Raw genomic sequence first — 15,098 nt, forward strand, 5'->3', positions numbered from 1 at the left:
GGTCTGCTAAGCCAGCACTAAGGCCTCGAATGGGGTGGTAGCAGGTTACGCCGCCGGTCAGCCCGCTGCCCAACGATAATAGTCGCGTTGATGTCAATGCGAGCCCCAAATATCATGCAAGTACTCCTGGGCTATCCGCCCGGGTGGTCGTGCCACCGTGCGCGGCGATGAACATGGCGACGGCCGACCGGCAATAGGATTCGATTTCGTTGTCGTCCTCTGCTCTCGCCTCATCGAAGCGTGCGATAATCAGGAGATCGGATCCTTTGATAAGCGCGGCAAACAGGCGGGCGGACCGGAGAGGATCGGTCACGTTCAGAACCGCCTTCGCGTGCAACTGACGCAACAGGGCCTCGATTTGGGCGATGACATGGGCGGGGCCGGCTTCGTAATGGAGCTTGCTTAACGACTTTTGATTCGTCTTGTCGGCCATGATCATGGCTTCGACACTGCGGACGTCCGGGTTCAACAGCGTGCGAAGCAGGGATGATCCCACCACCATGAGCTGATCTTCGGCCGAACCGTCGACGCCTTCAAAAAGGGCCTGTGGTGCAAACTGATGGCAGCGGGCCGCGATGGCCGCGCTGAACAGCGCCTCCTTGTTCTCGAAGTGCCGATAGATGCTGAGCTTGGATATCTTCGCTCTCTGGGCGACCTTGTCCAATGTCGTCGCATGAAAACCCAATTCCTCAAAGAGTTCGCACGCGGCGTCGACTATCGTTTGGCCAAGCGCCTCATTGGCGGGCCGGCCGCGCCGGCCCTGGCTGTTTTCGGTCACGACAATTCCAGTCCTTGACAGTATCATAATTCTTGAATTACGATACCACGCAGTGTCAAAAATGTGCAAGCCAGGCCAAGCCATCCCTCATCCACACACGGAGCCCATCACCATGGATGACGTCATCATCATCGGCGGCAGCTTTGCCGGTCTCGCCGCCGCCCTGCAGCTCGGACGTGCCCGCCGCAAGGTCACCGTTCTCGATACCGGCCTGCCGCGCAACCGCTTCGCCGGCCACTCGCATGGTCTGCTCGGCCACGATCACAAGCCACCGCTGGACATCCTGGCCGAAGCGCGGAAGCAACTGGCGCGTTATCCCACGATCAGGCTGGTCAATGGCCGGGCCGACAGCATCTCCGGCACCATCGACGATTTCTCGGTCCTCACTGGCGATGGCGAACGCCTTGGGGCGCGCCGCCTGATCCTGAGTTATGGCGTCGCCGACCAGATGCCGGATGTTCCGGGCTTTGCCGAAAGCTGGGGCACATCCATTGTGCCCTGCCCCTATTGCGATGGCTTTGAAGTCGCCGACCAGCATTGGGGCCTCGTCTGGTCCGGCCCGCCGTCGCACAATTATGTCAGGCTGTACCACGACTGGACCGAAACATTGACGGTCTTCGCCGATGGTCACGACATTTCACCCGATGTTCGAGCCGATCTGGCGCGCCGCAACATACCTATCGTTGATGGCCGGATCGCCGAAATCGCCCATCACCGGGGCCATATCACCACCGTTAATCTCGAGAGCGGCCGCAATGCCGCGGTCGACATCCTGTTCGCGCATCCGCGCAACAAGCCGTCCGCAAGCCTGCATGAATTAGTGGGCCTCGCCACGGTCAATACGCCCCTCGGCATCGCCATCAAGGTCGATGAGCGCCGCGAAACCAGCACAGCCGGCATCTATGCTGCCGGCGATCTTGCGAACCCGGCCATGGCCTCGGTCACCACGGCAATATCGCAAGGCGCGACGGCGGGTATCTCCGCCCAGCAGTCGATGCTGGTTTGAGAACACAGATTCCCCTCTCCGCACCGGCCTCCCTACGTCGTCGCCACCGTCGGCTGCCCGACAATACCAGCCAGTCTGCTGCCGGCCCCAATTGAGCCGTCGGTACGCCCGCAACCCGATGTCCGCTTTCGATGCCTCTCCACTAGAAGCTGACGGACTGCTACCGGCCCAAAGGCGACATCAAAATATCTGCTTGGCAATGTACGCTATTGGCGCTTGGCGGGCCGATCCGGGCGACGTCGTTTACTAGCCACAATAAGAGTTCGAGTTGGCGATCCTCGCCGATGAACGACAGGGGCTGTTGGCGAACGTCTCAGAGATCGGCCCTGAGGCACCGATCATGGCTCTCAGTCGAGCTTCAGCGCAGCCACTTCGCCCTCGTTCATCAACGGCACATAGAGGATCGACTTGCCGTCGGTGCCGATGTCGGCGCTGCCCGGTTTGAAATGCGCCAACGCTTCCGGCGCGCCGCCGGCTTGATAGCGGTAGAGCGTGCCGGTCATGTAGGCGGTGGCGTAGATGGTGTCGCCGACGGCTATGACGCCATCGAGATCGGCGAATTTCTGCGCGCCCGGCAAGGGCGAAACCACCTTGCTGGCGATGTCGACCGACAGCAGCCCACCCGGCTCCGCCGTGCTGAAGTCGGACTTGATGTCCTTGCCCCAGGAGGCGATGATCAGCCTGTCGCCATCGGCGAAGACGCCGTTGGGCGAAGCCAGCATCGGGTCCCTGACGAACAGTTCCGGCCGGTCGCTGTCGATGCGGTAGATGGCGTCGGCCAGCATATCGGTGACATAGACCTTGCCGGACTGGTCGGATGTCATGTCGTTCAGGAAAACAGCGTTCGGTACCGTGATGCTGGCGACGAGCTTGCCGCTGGCGAGGTCGACGACGCGAACCTTGGTGATGTCGGCGACATAGAGCTTGCCGCCCGCTATCGCCATGCCCTTGGGCGCGTCCATGCCGTCGGTCCAGTGCCGGGTGACCGTCCTGCCGTCCACGGACAGCACGCTGAGATAGCCGTTGCCGTCGGCGTCGCCGGGATTGCCGACGATATTGGAAACGATAAGGCGATTGCTGGCTGCGTCGAACAGTGCCGATTCCGGTTGTTCGAGGCCGGTGGCGCGCCAGAGTTCTCCAGCCTCGGCGGCAGGCGCGGCTGCGATGCCGATGACGGCGAGAAAGGCTGAGGTGATGAGGGTGTTCATGGCTGCTCTCCTGTGATGTCGGCGGAGAGCTATGATTTTCGATACTTTCCGGAAAGATCGATAACCGCTAGTATCGAAAGTCGATACGAAACCCACGGCGAGAGGTGCATTCCATGAACGGCCTTATCTTCGACGCGTTGAAGCGGACGCTGAAGGCGAAGGGCGTCACCTATCGCGAGCTTGCCGAACGCATGGGGGTTTCCGAGCCGACGGTGAAGCGCATCTTCCATGAGCGCAACTGCAAGCTCGACCGGCTGGTGGAGATCTGCGCTGCCGCCGGTGTCGAGCTGGAGAACGTGCTCGGCTCGATGAACCGGGGGCCTGGGCCGGTCAACCACATCGCGCCGGAGATCGAACGCAGGCTCGCCGGCCGGCCGGCACTGCTGTTCATCTTCGTCATGCTGTCGGAAAAATTCACGCCCGAGGGCATCATGCGCTCGCAAGGCCTGAGCGAAGCCTCGATGTTCCTCTATCTGCGCGATCTCGAGGAGCTCGGCCTGATCGCGCTCGGCCGCGGGCTCACGGCGAGATTGCTTGTCGAGACGCCGATCCAGTGGAATTTCGAAGGGCCGCTGCGGCCGCTGTTCGAGATGACCAACAAGAACTTCATCGGCTGGGCGATCACCCATATCGACAAGGAAGCGACCTTCGTCAGCTTTAGCAGGCGGATGCGGCCGGAGACGGCGGAGATGGTGCGACGCGAGGCGCAGGACCTCGCCGATCGCGCCAAACTGCTGGCCCATCACGATCAGCACACGACGCCGGAAGACGGGCTGGTCGGCTACAAATGGACGTTTGCCTTTGGCGCGACGCCATTCCCGGCGATCATGCCGATCGAGCCGCACGCGCGAGATGCCGGTGCGAGAGCAACGGACCCGGCCGCCAAGACACGGCGGCCGCTGCCGGCCTGATCGGCCAATCGTCTCAGCATGATTGCATCTGGCGGCTGAGCTTGCCGCGCACGGCCCTGGCGGTGCCGATGGCCACCATTTTCGCCGCTGTCTTGCCGCCTGGGCCTGCCATGCGGCCGGCGATGCCGACCGCGCCATTGACCGCGCCCATCATCTTCATCTGCCCGGCCGTCTCGTTCATGCTGGCCCTGCAGTCCTGCATTTTCCTGGTCGCCTCGACTGCAGCCAGGGCCTCGCCAAGGCCCTCCGGCGAGTCCGGGCCGGCCGCCAGCTCCGCCAATTGCGCATGCTGCTCTGGCGTGATCGGCGGGCTGGCGGCCGTCTGGCTGCAGCTGGACGCCAGCAGGCAGATAAGCATCGCGATCGGGCTGCCCCGCCTGACACGTGCCGTGGTTGGAAAAATGCCGCGATGTTCGGCCTCGAGGCTCCCGCTCGGAGTTGCTTTTCCCGCCACCCGTTTCCTGTTGCCCAACATCCTATCGCCCCATCGCCGGGCCGAGGATGAGGCTGCGGATTTTTGGCGTCAGCGGCCTGACGACATCGGCGAAGGGGTCGCCCTCGGCCCGCAAAGCCATCAACCCTTCGACCTCTTCGTCGATGGCGGCGATGGTCTCTGTCTTCTGTGCGTCGGTCAGCTCCTTCATGCCGGATATGGCATTCCTGAGCTTGGCGAAAATGGCATCGAGTTCTGCGACCGGCATCGTCGCCAGGAACCCGCGCATGGTCTCGCCAAGCGCGATCTTCCAGCTATCGGCGGTGAAACCGGCTGTGCCGATCAAGCCCTTGTCCGCGGCATCGCGCTCGTACCAGTCGGCGGCGATCTCCTCGTCATAGGCGAACTGACCGAATTCGGGTTGCAAGGCCTCGATCAGGCCGACGACCGCCGACGCATCCCGCGCTGTCAGCGCCAAGGCCTGCGGGCTGTCGAAGATCATGCCGGCAAGTGCGAGCGCGCCGGCCAGCCGGCGCATGGCTGCGAAACGCCGCTCAGCCATAACAATCCTCCGCAATGCCGGCCCGGGCACTGCTCGTCGCCTGGGACTGCAGAACCGAGCCGCCGATCGAGGCGGCCTGGCCGGCAATGACCCCACCATTGCCAGCCAGACCGCCAAGACCCCCCGCCATCGACAGGACACCGCCGAGCAGAGCCGCATTGGTCTGCGCCTTCGCCGCCGTCTTGGCGGCATCGGCGCAGGCCGTTTCCGTCGTCGGTTCGTTCTGGGCCTTCTTGCTGCCGGCCGCGCTCGCGATCGATGCCGGGTTGTTGTCGGCCTGGCCCGTTTGGCAGCCCGCCAGGGCAAGGGTCAGGGCCAGGAAAATGATCCTTTTCACGGTGCTGCTCATCATCGGGCAGCGCGCGGCGGCAGCTTGGCCTCGCGATGATCGGTCACCGCGTTGCCCAAGGCGATCGACAGCAGATAGACGCGCGGATTGAAGCCCGCCGCGGCCAGTGCCGACAGCGTCTTGAACAATTGCAAATGAAACATCGTGCCCCCTTGGATTGCCGCCAATGCGGTTCCGGTTTTGGAATCGCGCCGCAAACTAGGGGCATCGAAGGGGGTCAGCTTGGACAGAACGGCACTGAAAGCGGCCAAAACGGCCCGGGATTGACGTTTTGCAGGCCGCGGCGCATATGACCGCGCTCTTGGGCATGGGGGTGTCGATGACTGCGACGATGGGGCCGTCAGCTTCGTTCAGGCTGGCGACGGAGATGTTTCCGGAGCGGGATCGCGTCGAGATTACGCGCGAGGTTTACGGCCGCACCGTTCTGAGGGTGGACCTCGATCCGCTGGCGCCGGCGCAGATCGACATGCGGGTGCGCGCGTTGCCGGGCCTCGGCATCGCCACCGGCAGCTCATCGGAATTCCGGGTGCATCATACGTCGTCGCTGATCGACAACGACGACTTCGTTCTTCTGGCGGCCCTCGACGGGGGCAGCGTGATGAAGCATCGCGGCCGCGAGGAGGCGGTCGGCAACGGCCAGGCGCTCATGATGAGCGGTGAAGAGGTTGGCCTCAACCTGATCGGCGCCGGCGGGTTCCGCTTCGTCAATCTCAGTTTTTCGCGCAAGCAGCTTTCGCCTCTGATCGGCGATCCGGCCGCGGTCCTTATGCGGCCCTTGCCGACCCAGAGCGGGGCGATGCGGCTGTTGCTCGACTATATCAGCTCGATCCAGGAGGTCGGAGACGAGTTGACCGCGGAGGCCTGCCACCTTGCGGCGACGCATGTCTTCGACCTTGCCGCACTCGCCATGGGCGCGACCAGGGATGCGGCCCAGATCGCACGCGGCCGTGGCGTCAGCGTTGCCCGCTTGCGCGCCATCAAGGCCGATATCGTCGCGCATGGTGGCCATGTCGACCTGTCGGCGCAGGACGTCGCCGCCCGCCACGGACTGTCGGCCCGCTACGTCCGCAAGCTGTTCGAGAGCGATGGCACATCCTTGATTGATTTCATGATGAACCAGCGGCTGGCGCGCGCCCATCGCATGCTCGGCGATCCACGCCATGCCGGACGCAGCATCACCGCGATCGCCTACGAGGCCGGCTTCAACGACCTTTCCTATTTCAACCGGGCGTTCCGTCGCCGTTATGACGCTACACCCTCGGACGTGCGGGCCGCGGCTTGCAAGCACTGACGCCCGGCCGCCGGCCAGCGCTCCCGTGCACGCGGCTGGACTCATTTGATCGCGTTTATTCGGCGGCCTTCGCCCCGGGATCGGCAACCTTGTCATCCCAGGTCACCGCCCGGTAGTCGAAACCATATTCCAGCGTCGGCTTGACGATGCGGAAATAGGGAGACAGGTCGAAATCGCGCGGCGTGTAGAGCGAGTGGTGGCGGATGTGCAGGATCTCCTTGCGCGAGTAATTCGACTGCGCCGAGGCGCGGCCGGGCGCACGGGTGATCTCGGGCAGGATCGGATAGCGGATCTGGCCATAGGCCTCGGCGATCAGCGTAGAGCAGATCGCCCGTGTCGGGTCGCCGGAGCCGAAGGCCAGCATGCGGCGCCGCCAGCGCACCGGCACCGGCGGTGTCGGGAAGAAAAAACGCAGCATGTCGAAAATGTTCTTGAGGTCGTATTTCAGGCCGAGCCTGCCGATCATGAACGCGACGACCTTGTCGCGATCCTCCGGCGCCAGCCCGCTCGCCCGGCAGATGCGGGTGTTGTAGGTGCGGTAGCGCGACAATGGCACGGCGACGCAGCCTTCGCCGATCGTGACCTCGATCAGGCGCGGCCGCTCCGAGCCGTCTTGCGGCTCTGGCAAGGCGTCGCCGACATGGAAGGCCGCATGCGACCAGGTCGACTGGGTCAGGTATTTGATCGCCGCCGAGATCTTCTGGTTGCCCTCGATCAGCAGGATGTCGCCGGGCTCAAGCGTGCGGCGCAGCGTTTCGGCATCGGACGGTGTGTAGGGCTCGTAGCCGGACGATTCTTCCTGCAGCCGGCCGGCAAGCCAGCGGCCAAGTCGATCCAGAAGCGTGTCGCCGGGCTCGGTCATGCCCCATGGCGATTAGCATGGGCGGGTAATGAGGGCTAGCGCACGCCTTTCCTCCCCCTGTCCGGACCGAGAGGAAAGGCGCCAAGTCAGCTTGCCGTCGCAGCGGCCTCTTCCGGCGGCGCAGCCAGATCGTCGCGCGCCTTGCGGGCCAGTTTGCGTGTCGAGCGTTTGGGACTGTCGCTGAACAGTTCGGCCGCCTCAGCCAGGCAGCTCTTCTTCAGCTGCTTCTCCGACCGTTTCAACAGCTTGCCCAGAAGTTTCGTGTCCTCGGGCAGCCCGAGCGGCTGGTCGTCGGCCTCGAGCAGCGCGCGCATCACCAGCACATCGTGCAGGTCGCCCAGCCGCTCGCCCAGTTCGTCGACCGCCTTGCGCCGGGCCTTGATCGGTGTCGGCCACAGCCTGCCGAGCAGCGACAGATGCATGCCGTGGGTCTTGGCGGCCTTGCGCAAATCGTGGAAATCATCGGCCGCGCCCCGCGATCCGGCCTTGTCGAGCGCCTTCCTGGCACGGCGCAGCGTGACGCGGGCACCTTCGGCAAGCACGTCGGCCGCCTGTTCCGGCTGGTCGGGCAAGGCCAGCGCTTCGATGCGTTTGAGGCCATCCTCGCAAGCGGCGGTCGCCGCGCCGATCGCCGCTTCGAGCCCGCTGCCTTCGTGCAGTTCATGCTGGCGCGCGATCAGCCTGTCGCGCGCAGCAGTAAGCCCATCGTCGGCGCTCTCCTTGGGAAAGCTCGCCGCCAGCCGGTCGATGGTCTCGATCAGCGCAGTCGCCTCGCGCGGACCGGCAAGCAGGCCGGCCACATTGCGATAGCACTGGTTCTCGGTCTCACAGAACGTTTCGTCACCGGAACGAACAAGCCGCAGCAGGGCGCGGGCGCTCTTCAGCCGTTTGCGGCATTTGTGCAGCGCCTGTTCCGGCCGGCTCCGTGCGGCGTCAAGGTGATGCAGCGCCTTGCCGATTTCCTCGGCAAGGATACGCCTGACCTCGCCGGTCAGCGGCAGGCGCGGATCGATACGAAAGCTCATGCGGCGATCTCCGGTATCCCCCCAAGGGCGAGCGACGCGTTGTAGAACTTTGACTCGCCGGTGACTTCGCGGCCGAGCCAGTCAGGCAGCATTTCGTCCGGCACGTCCTCCGGCGTCTCAAGTTCGGCGATCACAAGTCCCGCAAGCGGACCGCCAAAGACATCGATTTCGTAGAGATAGCCACGGTGCCTAACATGATGACGTGTCTTCTCGATGACACGTCCGATGGCGAAGTCCAGCATCTCCACCGCCTCCGACAGCGGGATCGAATATTCGAATTCGTCGCGTTCGCGCGCCTTGCTGCCGAATTTGAGCGTCAGCCTGGCGGAAGTGCCATCGCTGATGCGAATGCGCACCGTGCGCTCGGGGCCGGCAGCGAGATAGAACTGGAGAATGCGGATATCCGCCTCGGCCAGCTCCCGCCATGCGGTGCTGGTGACCAGGAATTTTCGTTCGACTTCCTTACCCATGGCCGCGCACTAAAGCGGTTGCCGCTATCCGTGGCAAGACGATGACATACACGGATTGACGTTCGTGAATTGACTTTAATCAATCGATTGATTAAAGTCGCGAAATGATCAAGCAGCCCGATGCCAAAAACCTTCGCCGCGAAGCATCTCCCGCCGAGATGACGCGCGCGGCCCTTGTCCAGGCGGCGCTGAAGCTGTTCGGAAGGCAGGGCTTCGATGGCACCTCGACGCGCGAGATCGCCGCCGAGGCGCAAGCCAATATCGGCTCGATCGCCTATCATTTCGGCGGCAAGGAGGGTCTTCGCACGGCCGCCGCCGACTTTATCGTCGAGACCATCCAGACGGTCGCCGGCCCGGCGCTCGGCAACGCGCAGGCGACCGCGCCGGTCGGTCCCGAGGCAGCGCAGGCGCAGCTCTTCGCGGCGCTGGAGCGAATGGTCGGCTTTGTCGTGGCCAGTCCGCAGGCCGGCGAGATCGTGCAGTTCATCCTGCGCGAACTTTCCCATCCAACGGCAGCCCTCGATCGTATCTATGACGGTGTCTTCGAGCCGAGCCATCGCCGGCTGTGCCAACTCTGGGAACAGGCAACCGGCGAGCCCGCCGAAAGCGAGGCCACAAGGCTCACCGTGTTCACGCTGATTGGCCAGGTCATCTATTTCCGCATCGGCCGCGAGGCGGTGATGCGCCGCATGGGCTGGAACGACATCGGCGCCGCCGAGGCGGCCAAGGTGGTGGCGGTCACATCGGGTAATCTCAAGGCCATATTGGCTTCCAAAAAGAGCAAAGCATGAAGGGGCAAAGACCATGAGCTTTCTGTGTTCGCTGCCGCTCGCCGCGCAGCTCTTCTCGGCCTGTGCCCCGGCAGCACCGCTGGCCGTCGGTTATGTCGAAGGCGACTACGTGCTTCTGGCGCCGATCGAGGTGGCGCAGGTCGAGACCGTCACGGTCAAGCGCGGCGACCGTGTCACGCCCGGCACCATCGTTGTGACGCTGGAAAGCGCCGATGCGAAGATCGCGGTGGCGCAGGCGCAGGCCGGCCTTGCCCAGGCGCAGGCGCAATTGGCCGACCTGCAGATCGGCAAGCGGCCGGAAGAGATCGCCGTGCTGAAGGCCGAGGTCGACATGGCCAGCGCCCAGGCCGCCGACGCCAAGCGCAAATACGACCGCGCCGCCGATCTGTTCAAGCGCGGTGCCGGCACGCAGGCGGATTTCGACACCGCGTCGGCCACGCTCGAAACGGCCAACGCGCAGGTCGGCCAGGCCAATGCCAATCTCGCCGTCGGCGGCCTGCCGGCACGCCCCGAGACGATCAAGGCCGCCGACAATCAGGTCAAGCAGGCGCAGGCTACCTTGGAGCAGGCTCAGTGGCGGCTGTCGAAACGGGTGTTGGCAGCCCCTTCGCCGGGCCGCGTCAACGATGTCATCCGCAATCCGGGCGATACATCAGGTCCGACCGCGCCTGTCATCTCGATCCTGCCCGACGGCGCGGTCAAGCTCAGCGTCTACATCCCGGAGAGCGCCTTCTCCTCGGTCAAGGTCGGCACCTTGCTCGGCGTCCATTGCGACGGCTGCGGCCCGGATGTGAAGGCGCGCGTCAGCTACGTGTCGCCCGATCCTGAGTTCACGCCACCGGTGATCTATTCGCTCGAGAACCGGCAGAAGCTGGTCTACCTGGTCGAGGCGCGGCCGGAGGGCGATGCCGGCCCGCTGCAGCCGGGCCAGATCGTCGATGTTGATCTCGCGGACAGTGCAAGATGAACGCCATCGACGTCCACGGCCTGGTCAAGCGCTTTGGCGACAAGACCGTCGTCGACCATGTGACGATGTCGGTCGCGGAGGGCGAGATCGTCGGCTTTCTCGGCCCCAACGGTTCGGGCAAGACCACCACCATCCGCATCATGTGCGGCCTGCTGACGCCGGACGAAGGCGAAGGCACGGTGCTCGGCTTCAACATCCGCACCGACAGCCTGCGCATCAAGCGCGAAGTCGGCTACATGACGCAGAAATTCTCGTTCTACGAGGATCTGACGATCGGCGAGAATCTCGAATTCGTGGCGCGGCTCTACCGGCTGAAGCCGGTCGAAGAGCATGTCGCGAGCACGTTGGAGGACCTCGGCCTGACGTCGCGCCGCAACCAGCTGGCCGGCACCTTATCGGGCGGCTGGAAGCAGCGGCTGGCGCTGGCCGCCTGCATCATGCACAAGCCGAAATTGCTGCTGCTTGACGAGCCTACGGCCGGTGTCGACCCGAAAGCGCGGCGCGAGTTCTGGGACGAGATCCATCGCCTTGCCAGCGGCGGGCTGACCGTTCTGGTCTCCACCCACTACATGGACGAAGCCGAGCGCTGCCACCGCATCAGTTATATCTCCTACGGCAAGATGCTGGCCACCGGCACGGTCGCCGAGGTGGTGAAAAATGCCGGGCTGACCACGTTCGTCCTGCAGGGCCCGCGGCTCGATCAGGTCGCCGAAGCGCTTCAGGGCCGCCCCGGCGTCGACCAGGTGGCGCCTTTCGGCGCGACGCTGCATGTCGTCGGCTCGGACAGGAAGAAGCTCGAAGCCGCACTCGCCGACGTCGAGAAAGAGCACAAGGGCGTGAAAGTTTCGCCCGGCGAAACCAGCCTCGAGGACGTCTTCATCCAGTTCATGTCCGGGTCGAAGGACAACATGGCATGAACAGCGTCTTTTCCTTCGCCCGGCTTGGCGCTTTGCTGATCAAGGAATTCATCCAGATGCGGCGCGACCGCATCACCTTCGCCATGATGCTCGGCGTGCCGCTGATACAATTGGTGCTTTTCGGCTACGCCATCAACAACGACCCGAAAAGCCTGCCGGCGGCACTCGTGGCGACGAGCAACGATCCCTACACGCGTGCCATTGTCGCCGCGCTGCAGACCACCGGCTACTATCGTTTCGACCATGTCGCGCAAAGCGCCGCCGAGGCCGAATTCCTGATATCGCGCGGCGACGTCGCCTTCGTCGTCACCATCCCCGCCGATTTCGCCATGAGGGTGGAGAGCGGCAACAACCCGCAGATACTCATCGAGGCCGACGCCACCGACCCGGCGGTGGCCAGCGGCGCCATCTCGACGCTCGGCACCGTCGCCAGCCAGGCGCTGCTGAGGGCGCAAGGCACGCAGGAAGCCGCCGCCGAGGCCGCCAAGGGTCAGCTCGATGTCGTCGTACACCGGCGCTACAATCCCGAAGGCATCTCGCAATACAACATCGTACCCGGCCTGCTCGGCGTCATCCTGCAGATGACCATGGTGATGATGACCTCGATCGCGCTGACGCGCGAGACCGAGCGCGGCACGATGGAGAACCTGCTCGCCATGCCGTCCAGCCCGCTCGAGATCATGATGGGCAAGGTGCTGCCCTATCTGGCGGTCGGCGGCGTGCAGGTGGTGGTGGTGCTGGCGGCGGCGAAGCTGCTGTTCGCAATCCCCTTCACCGGGTCGATGTCGCTGCTGTTGACCGCCGTGCTGATCTTCGTGCTGGCGCTGGTGCTGCTCGGCTACACGATTTCGACCGTCGCCCGCACGCAGATGCAGGCGCTCCAGCTCACCTTCTTCTTCTTCCTGCCGTCGATCATGCTGTCGGGTTTCATGTTCCCCTATCGCGGTATGCCGGACTGGGCGCAAATCTTCGGCGAGATTTTCCCGCTGACGCATTTCCTGCGCATCACCCGCGCCGTGATGCTGAAGGGCGCTGAACTGCCCGCAGTGGCAGGCGAGATCGGCTGGCTGGTGGTGTTCGTGGCCTTGTTTGCCGGTGTGGCATTGGTGCGGTTCAGGCGGACGCTGGATTAGGGTCAAGGCCAATCAGCGGCCATCGCTTAACCGTTGAGCGAAGCTGGACCGCTGACGAACGGGTTCCCTTTGACATAGAACCGCAGCAGGCGGTCCGCATCCTTCGAGATGCCGATCCTGACACTCTTCCCGATTTCGCCGGGTTCGCCACCATCATGTCCGAGCCATAGCGGGCCTTCGCGGCAGAGATCGAGCCCGTCGAGCGAACGATCGATCCGCAACGCCTGGGCCAGCCTTCCCGGTCCTCGCGCCAGGTCGCGCAGGCGCTCGGTGCCGCGATTGACCCGCATGATCGCAATGCCCTCGAGCGGCTCGAGCGCCCTGATCAGCACGCCGGTTCCGACCCCCGGCATCTCGCTCGAGACATTGAGCATGTAGGAGATGCCGTAGGCGAGATAGACATAGGCGTGCCCGGGCTCGAGAAACAGCGAACGATTGCGCGGCGTCTGGCCCCGGTAGCCGTGCCCGGCGGCATCGCCGACGACGTAGGCCTCTGTCTCGACGATGCGGCCGCAGGCGATGCCTTCGGGCAGTTCGCGCACCACGATCTTGCCGATGAGGGCGCGGGCAAGGGATGCCGTATCGTGGGGCAGCTCGGAACGCGTGAGCGGGCGGTAGATGACCATGCTCAGCGCGGCGATGATTTGGCGGCGGGAGAGGAGTGATCCAAGGCGGAACGTGTCGCCAGATACTCCATATCAGGTCCCCTTGGACATCGCCGTCTCAAGCCGCCGCCATGATCTCGGCATAGGTGCCGAAATCGACATTGCCGCCGGACAGCACCACGACAACGCATTTGCCTGTTAGTTCGATATCGCCCGATGACAGTGCCGCCAGCGCCACGCAGCCGCCGGGCTCGACCACCAGCTTGATATAGGCCATGGCGTCGCGCACCGCCTGCGCCGCCGCCTGGTCCGAGACGGCGATGGCCCCAGTGAGGTTCCTGCGGTTGATCTCGAAGGTGATCAGGCCGGGCTCGGCGGTCAGGAGCGCGTCGCAGATGGAGCTATGGCCGGGCTCGTTCGAAACCCTGGCGCCTGCGGCCAGCGACCGGCGGGTGTCATCAAAATGCTCGGGCTCCACCGCCCAGACCGCAGTGTCCGGCGAGGCGTCCTTGACGGCCACCGAAATGCCGCTGGTCAGGCCGCCGCCTCCACAGGGGACGATCACCGCATCGAGGTCAACGCCAAGCACTTTTGCCTGGCGCATCAATTCGAGGCCGATCGTGCCCTGGCCGGCAATGATGGCCGGGTCGTCGAAAGGCGGCACCAGCACCATGCCTCTTTCGATGTAAGGGCGAACCACGGTCATGCGATCGTCGCGAAAGCGGTCGAACGGCACCACCTCCGCCCCCATCTTGCGGACGTTAGCGATCTTCATCGCCGGCGCGTCTGAAGGCATGGCGATGACCGCCTCGACGCCGAACATCGCCGCCGACGCCGCGACGCCCTGCGCATGATTGCCCGACGAGAAGGCGACGACGCCCCGACTGCGTTCCTCCTCGCTCAGCGACGACAGCTTGTTGTAGGCGCCACGGAATTTGAACGAGCCGGTGCGCTGCAGCGTCTCCGGCTTGAACAGGATGCGGCCGCCGAAGCGCTTGTTCAGCTCCTGCGATTCGATCAAGGGGGTTTCGACGATCAGGCCGGAGAGACGTGCGGCGGCGGCGTGGACGTCGGCGATGCCGGGAGGGGTGGTCATGGCGGGTCCTGCGGAAATGTGGCCCGCCCATGGTGCACGGAAAGCGCCGCGCGACACCAATGAAAAAATGTGACCGTTACAAAGTTTGGCGGACGGTCGCCAACGCCACGGCTGCACGCCCCCCTCTGGCCTGCCGGCCATCTCCCCCTCAAAGGGGGGGAGATTAGACGTCACGAAAGCTCTCACCAACTTACAAGGTCGACAAGCGCCGGAGTCGAAACTGCCAATCTCCCCCCTTGAGGGGGAGATGTCCGGCAGGACAGAGGGGGGTGCTGTCCCGCCGACATCTCGCCAGTTCACCCAAGCAACGTCCTCTGCCTCTTGCTCCCACCCAGCTTGCGCCAGTTGTTGAACCGGTGGCTGGCGGCGGCAAAGGAGATTTTCATCTGCTGGGCGACCGAGTAGCGCGACTTGCCCTCGTCGAACATGCGGTAGCAGCACTCGGCGCCTTCCTCGGTCAGTTTGCCATCCGGCCCCTTGTTGTGCGGATTGGCGGGGTCGAATTTCTCGACCTGCTGTTCGACCAGGCCCTTCAGGCGCTGCAGGTCGGCCTCGATGCTGGCGATGAGATCGAGAACGGGCTTTGGGTCATAGTGATGCGGAGGCTGTTTTGCCGTCATCTGCCGGTTCCTTGTTCTGGTTAGGTAAATTATATAGGTGAACATTCACTGATAATGAAGGGCCAGCCCGGCTT

General features: G+C 64.2%; 19 protein-coding genes. 7 read left to right on the forward strand and 12 right to left on the reverse strand.

The features are described from left to right. Window positions 1-112: 112 nt before the first annotated feature. On the reverse strand, window positions 113-784 hold the full coding sequence (locus tag NKJ00_RS04015; RefSeq protein WP_502895366.1) for a TetR/AcrR family transcriptional regulator: 672 nt from the start codon (window positions 782-784) through the stop codon (window positions 113-115). Between the two features lie 106 nt (window positions 785-890). Here NKJ00_RS04015 and NKJ00_RS04020 point away from each other — a divergent pair, with 106 nt between their 5' ends. Continuing rightward, the gene (locus tag NKJ00_RS04020; RefSeq protein WP_352613136.1) at window positions 891-1,784 is read left to right on the forward strand and encodes an NAD(P)/FAD-dependent oxidoreductase; all 894 of its coding nucleotides are present in this window, start codon (window positions 891-893) and stop codon (window positions 1,782-1,784) included. Between the two features lie 347 nt (window positions 1,785-2,131). Here the strand turns inward: NKJ00_RS04020 and NKJ00_RS04025 are convergent, their stop codons facing one another. Then, window positions 2,132-2,992: an SMP-30/gluconolactonase/LRE family protein gene (locus NKJ00_RS04025; RefSeq protein WP_352628843.1), complete on the reverse strand. Its 861-nt coding sequence runs from the start codon at window positions 2,990-2,992 to the stop codon at window positions 2,132-2,134. A gap of 113 nt (window positions 2,993-3,105) precedes the next feature. Between NKJ00_RS04025 and NKJ00_RS04030 the strand changes: the two genes are divergently transcribed. Beyond that, entirely contained in the window at window positions 3,106-3,903 is a 798-nt protein-coding gene (locus NKJ00_RS04030; RefSeq protein ID WP_352628845.1) for a helix-turn-helix domain-containing protein, read from the forward strand. 13 nt (window positions 3,904-3,916) lie between these two features. Here NKJ00_RS04030 and NKJ00_RS04035 read toward each other — a convergent pair whose 3' ends face one another. From NKJ00_RS04035 to NKJ00_RS04050, 4 genes are read right to left on the reverse strand one after another with little or no spacing between them, the layout of a single operon-like run. Continuing rightward, on the reverse strand, window positions 3,917-4,357 hold the full coding sequence (locus NKJ00_RS04035; RefSeq protein WP_164893054.1) for a hypothetical protein: 441 nt from the start codon (window positions 4,355-4,357) through the stop codon (window positions 3,917-3,919). A gap of 22 nt (window positions 4,358-4,379) precedes the next feature. Further along, window positions 4,380-4,898 (reverse strand): hypothetical protein, encoded by a 519-nt coding sequence (locus NKJ00_RS04040; protein WP_352613475.1) that lies wholly within the window; start codon window positions 4,896-4,898, stop codon window positions 4,380-4,382. Then, window positions 4,891-5,235 (reverse strand): hypothetical protein, encoded by a 345-nt coding sequence (locus NKJ00_RS04045; protein ID WP_352613473.1) that lies wholly within the window; start codon window positions 5,233-5,235, stop codon window positions 4,891-4,893. The genes NKJ00_RS04040 and NKJ00_RS04045 overlap by 8 nt, the downstream gene beginning before the upstream one ends. An 11-nt stretch (window positions 5,236-5,246) precedes the next feature. Next, window positions 5,247-5,390 carry a hypothetical protein gene (locus tag NKJ00_RS04050; protein ID WP_023813481.1) on the reverse strand — a complete coding sequence of 48 codons (144 nt, stop codon included), beginning with the start codon at window positions 5,388-5,390 and terminating at the stop codon, window positions 5,247-5,249. A gap of 146 nt (window positions 5,391-5,536) precedes the next feature. Between NKJ00_RS04050 and NKJ00_RS04055 the strand changes: the two genes are divergently transcribed. Then, on the forward strand, window positions 5,537-6,538 hold the full coding sequence (locus tag NKJ00_RS04055; protein ID WP_245486339.1) for a helix-turn-helix transcriptional regulator: 1,002 nt from the start codon (window positions 5,537-5,539) through the stop codon (window positions 6,536-6,538). A gap of 55 nt (window positions 6,539-6,593) precedes the next feature. On the opposite strand, the gene NKJ00_RS04060 is transcribed toward NKJ00_RS04055, so the two are convergent. The 3 genes from NKJ00_RS04060 to NKJ00_RS04070 all read right to left on the reverse strand — a co-directional run bounded on the left by NKJ00_RS04060 (window position 6,594) and on the right by NKJ00_RS04070 (window position 8,895). Then, complete coding sequence (locus NKJ00_RS04060) at window positions 6,594-7,400, reverse strand: C40 family peptidase (RefSeq protein ID WP_352628847.1); 807 nt, start codon at window positions 7,398-7,400, stop codon at window positions 6,594-6,596. A gap of 86 nt (window positions 7,401-7,486) precedes the next feature. After that, window positions 7,487-8,425, reverse strand: coding sequence for a CHAD domain-containing protein (locus NKJ00_RS04065; RefSeq protein WP_023813484.1), 939 nt, complete (start codon window positions 8,423-8,425; stop codon window positions 7,487-7,489). After that, window positions 8,422-8,895 (reverse strand): CYTH domain-containing protein, encoded by a 474-nt coding sequence (locus NKJ00_RS04070; RefSeq protein WP_352554354.1) that lies wholly within the window; start codon window positions 8,893-8,895, stop codon window positions 8,422-8,424. The genes NKJ00_RS04065 and NKJ00_RS04070 overlap by 4 nt, the downstream gene beginning before the upstream one ends. Before the next feature lie 104 nt (window positions 8,896-8,999). Between NKJ00_RS04070 and NKJ00_RS04075 the strand changes: the two genes are divergently transcribed. The 4 genes from NKJ00_RS04075 to NKJ00_RS04090 are packed head-to-tail and all read left to right on the forward strand — an operon-like array spanning window position 9,000 to window position 12,703. Continuing rightward, entirely contained in the window at window positions 9,000-9,686 is a 687-nt protein-coding gene (locus NKJ00_RS04075; protein ID WP_352554353.1) for a CerR family C-terminal domain-containing protein, read from the forward strand. Between the two features lie 13 nt (window positions 9,687-9,699). Then, a complete protein-coding gene (locus NKJ00_RS04080; RefSeq protein WP_352554352.1) occupies window positions 9,700-10,653 on the forward strand; it encodes an HlyD family secretion protein in 954 nt (317 codons plus the stop codon). Beyond that, complete coding sequence (locus NKJ00_RS04085; protein ID WP_352628849.1) at window positions 10,650-11,570, forward strand: ABC transporter ATP-binding protein; 921 nt, start codon at window positions 10,650-10,652, stop codon at window positions 11,568-11,570. The genes NKJ00_RS04080 and NKJ00_RS04085 overlap by 4 nt, the downstream gene beginning before the upstream one ends. Then, a complete protein-coding gene (locus tag NKJ00_RS04090; RefSeq protein WP_352628851.1) occupies window positions 11,567-12,703 on the forward strand; it encodes an ABC transporter permease in 1,137 nt (378 codons plus the stop codon). Before NKJ00_RS04085 ends, NKJ00_RS04090 begins: the two co-directional genes overlap by 4 nt. 26 nt (window positions 12,704-12,729) lie before the next feature. On the opposite strand, the gene NKJ00_RS04095 is transcribed toward NKJ00_RS04090, so the two are convergent. From NKJ00_RS04095 to NKJ00_RS04105, 3 genes are all read right to left on the reverse strand, one after another. After that, window positions 12,730-13,329: a DNA-3-methyladenine glycosylase gene (locus tag NKJ00_RS04095; RefSeq protein ID WP_352628853.1), complete on the reverse strand. Its 600-nt coding sequence runs from the start codon at window positions 13,327-13,329 to the stop codon at window positions 12,730-12,732. 97 nt (window positions 13,330-13,426) lie between these two features. After that, complete coding sequence (locus tag NKJ00_RS04100) at window positions 13,427-14,404, reverse strand: threonine ammonia-lyase (protein WP_352628855.1); 978 nt, start codon at window positions 14,402-14,404, stop codon at window positions 13,427-13,429. Between the two features lie 296 nt (window positions 14,405-14,700). Beyond that, window positions 14,701-15,024 carry a hypothetical protein gene (locus NKJ00_RS04105; RefSeq protein ID WP_128305301.1) on the reverse strand — a complete coding sequence of 108 codons (324 nt, stop codon included), beginning with the start codon at window positions 15,022-15,024 and terminating at the stop codon, window positions 14,701-14,703. Window positions 15,025-15,098: the final 74 nt, after the last annotated feature.

Source organism: Mesorhizobium sp. M0227, from assembly GCF_040321855.1.
Classification (GTDB): Bacteria; Pseudomonadota; Alphaproteobacteria; order Rhizobiales; family Rhizobiaceae; genus Mesorhizobium.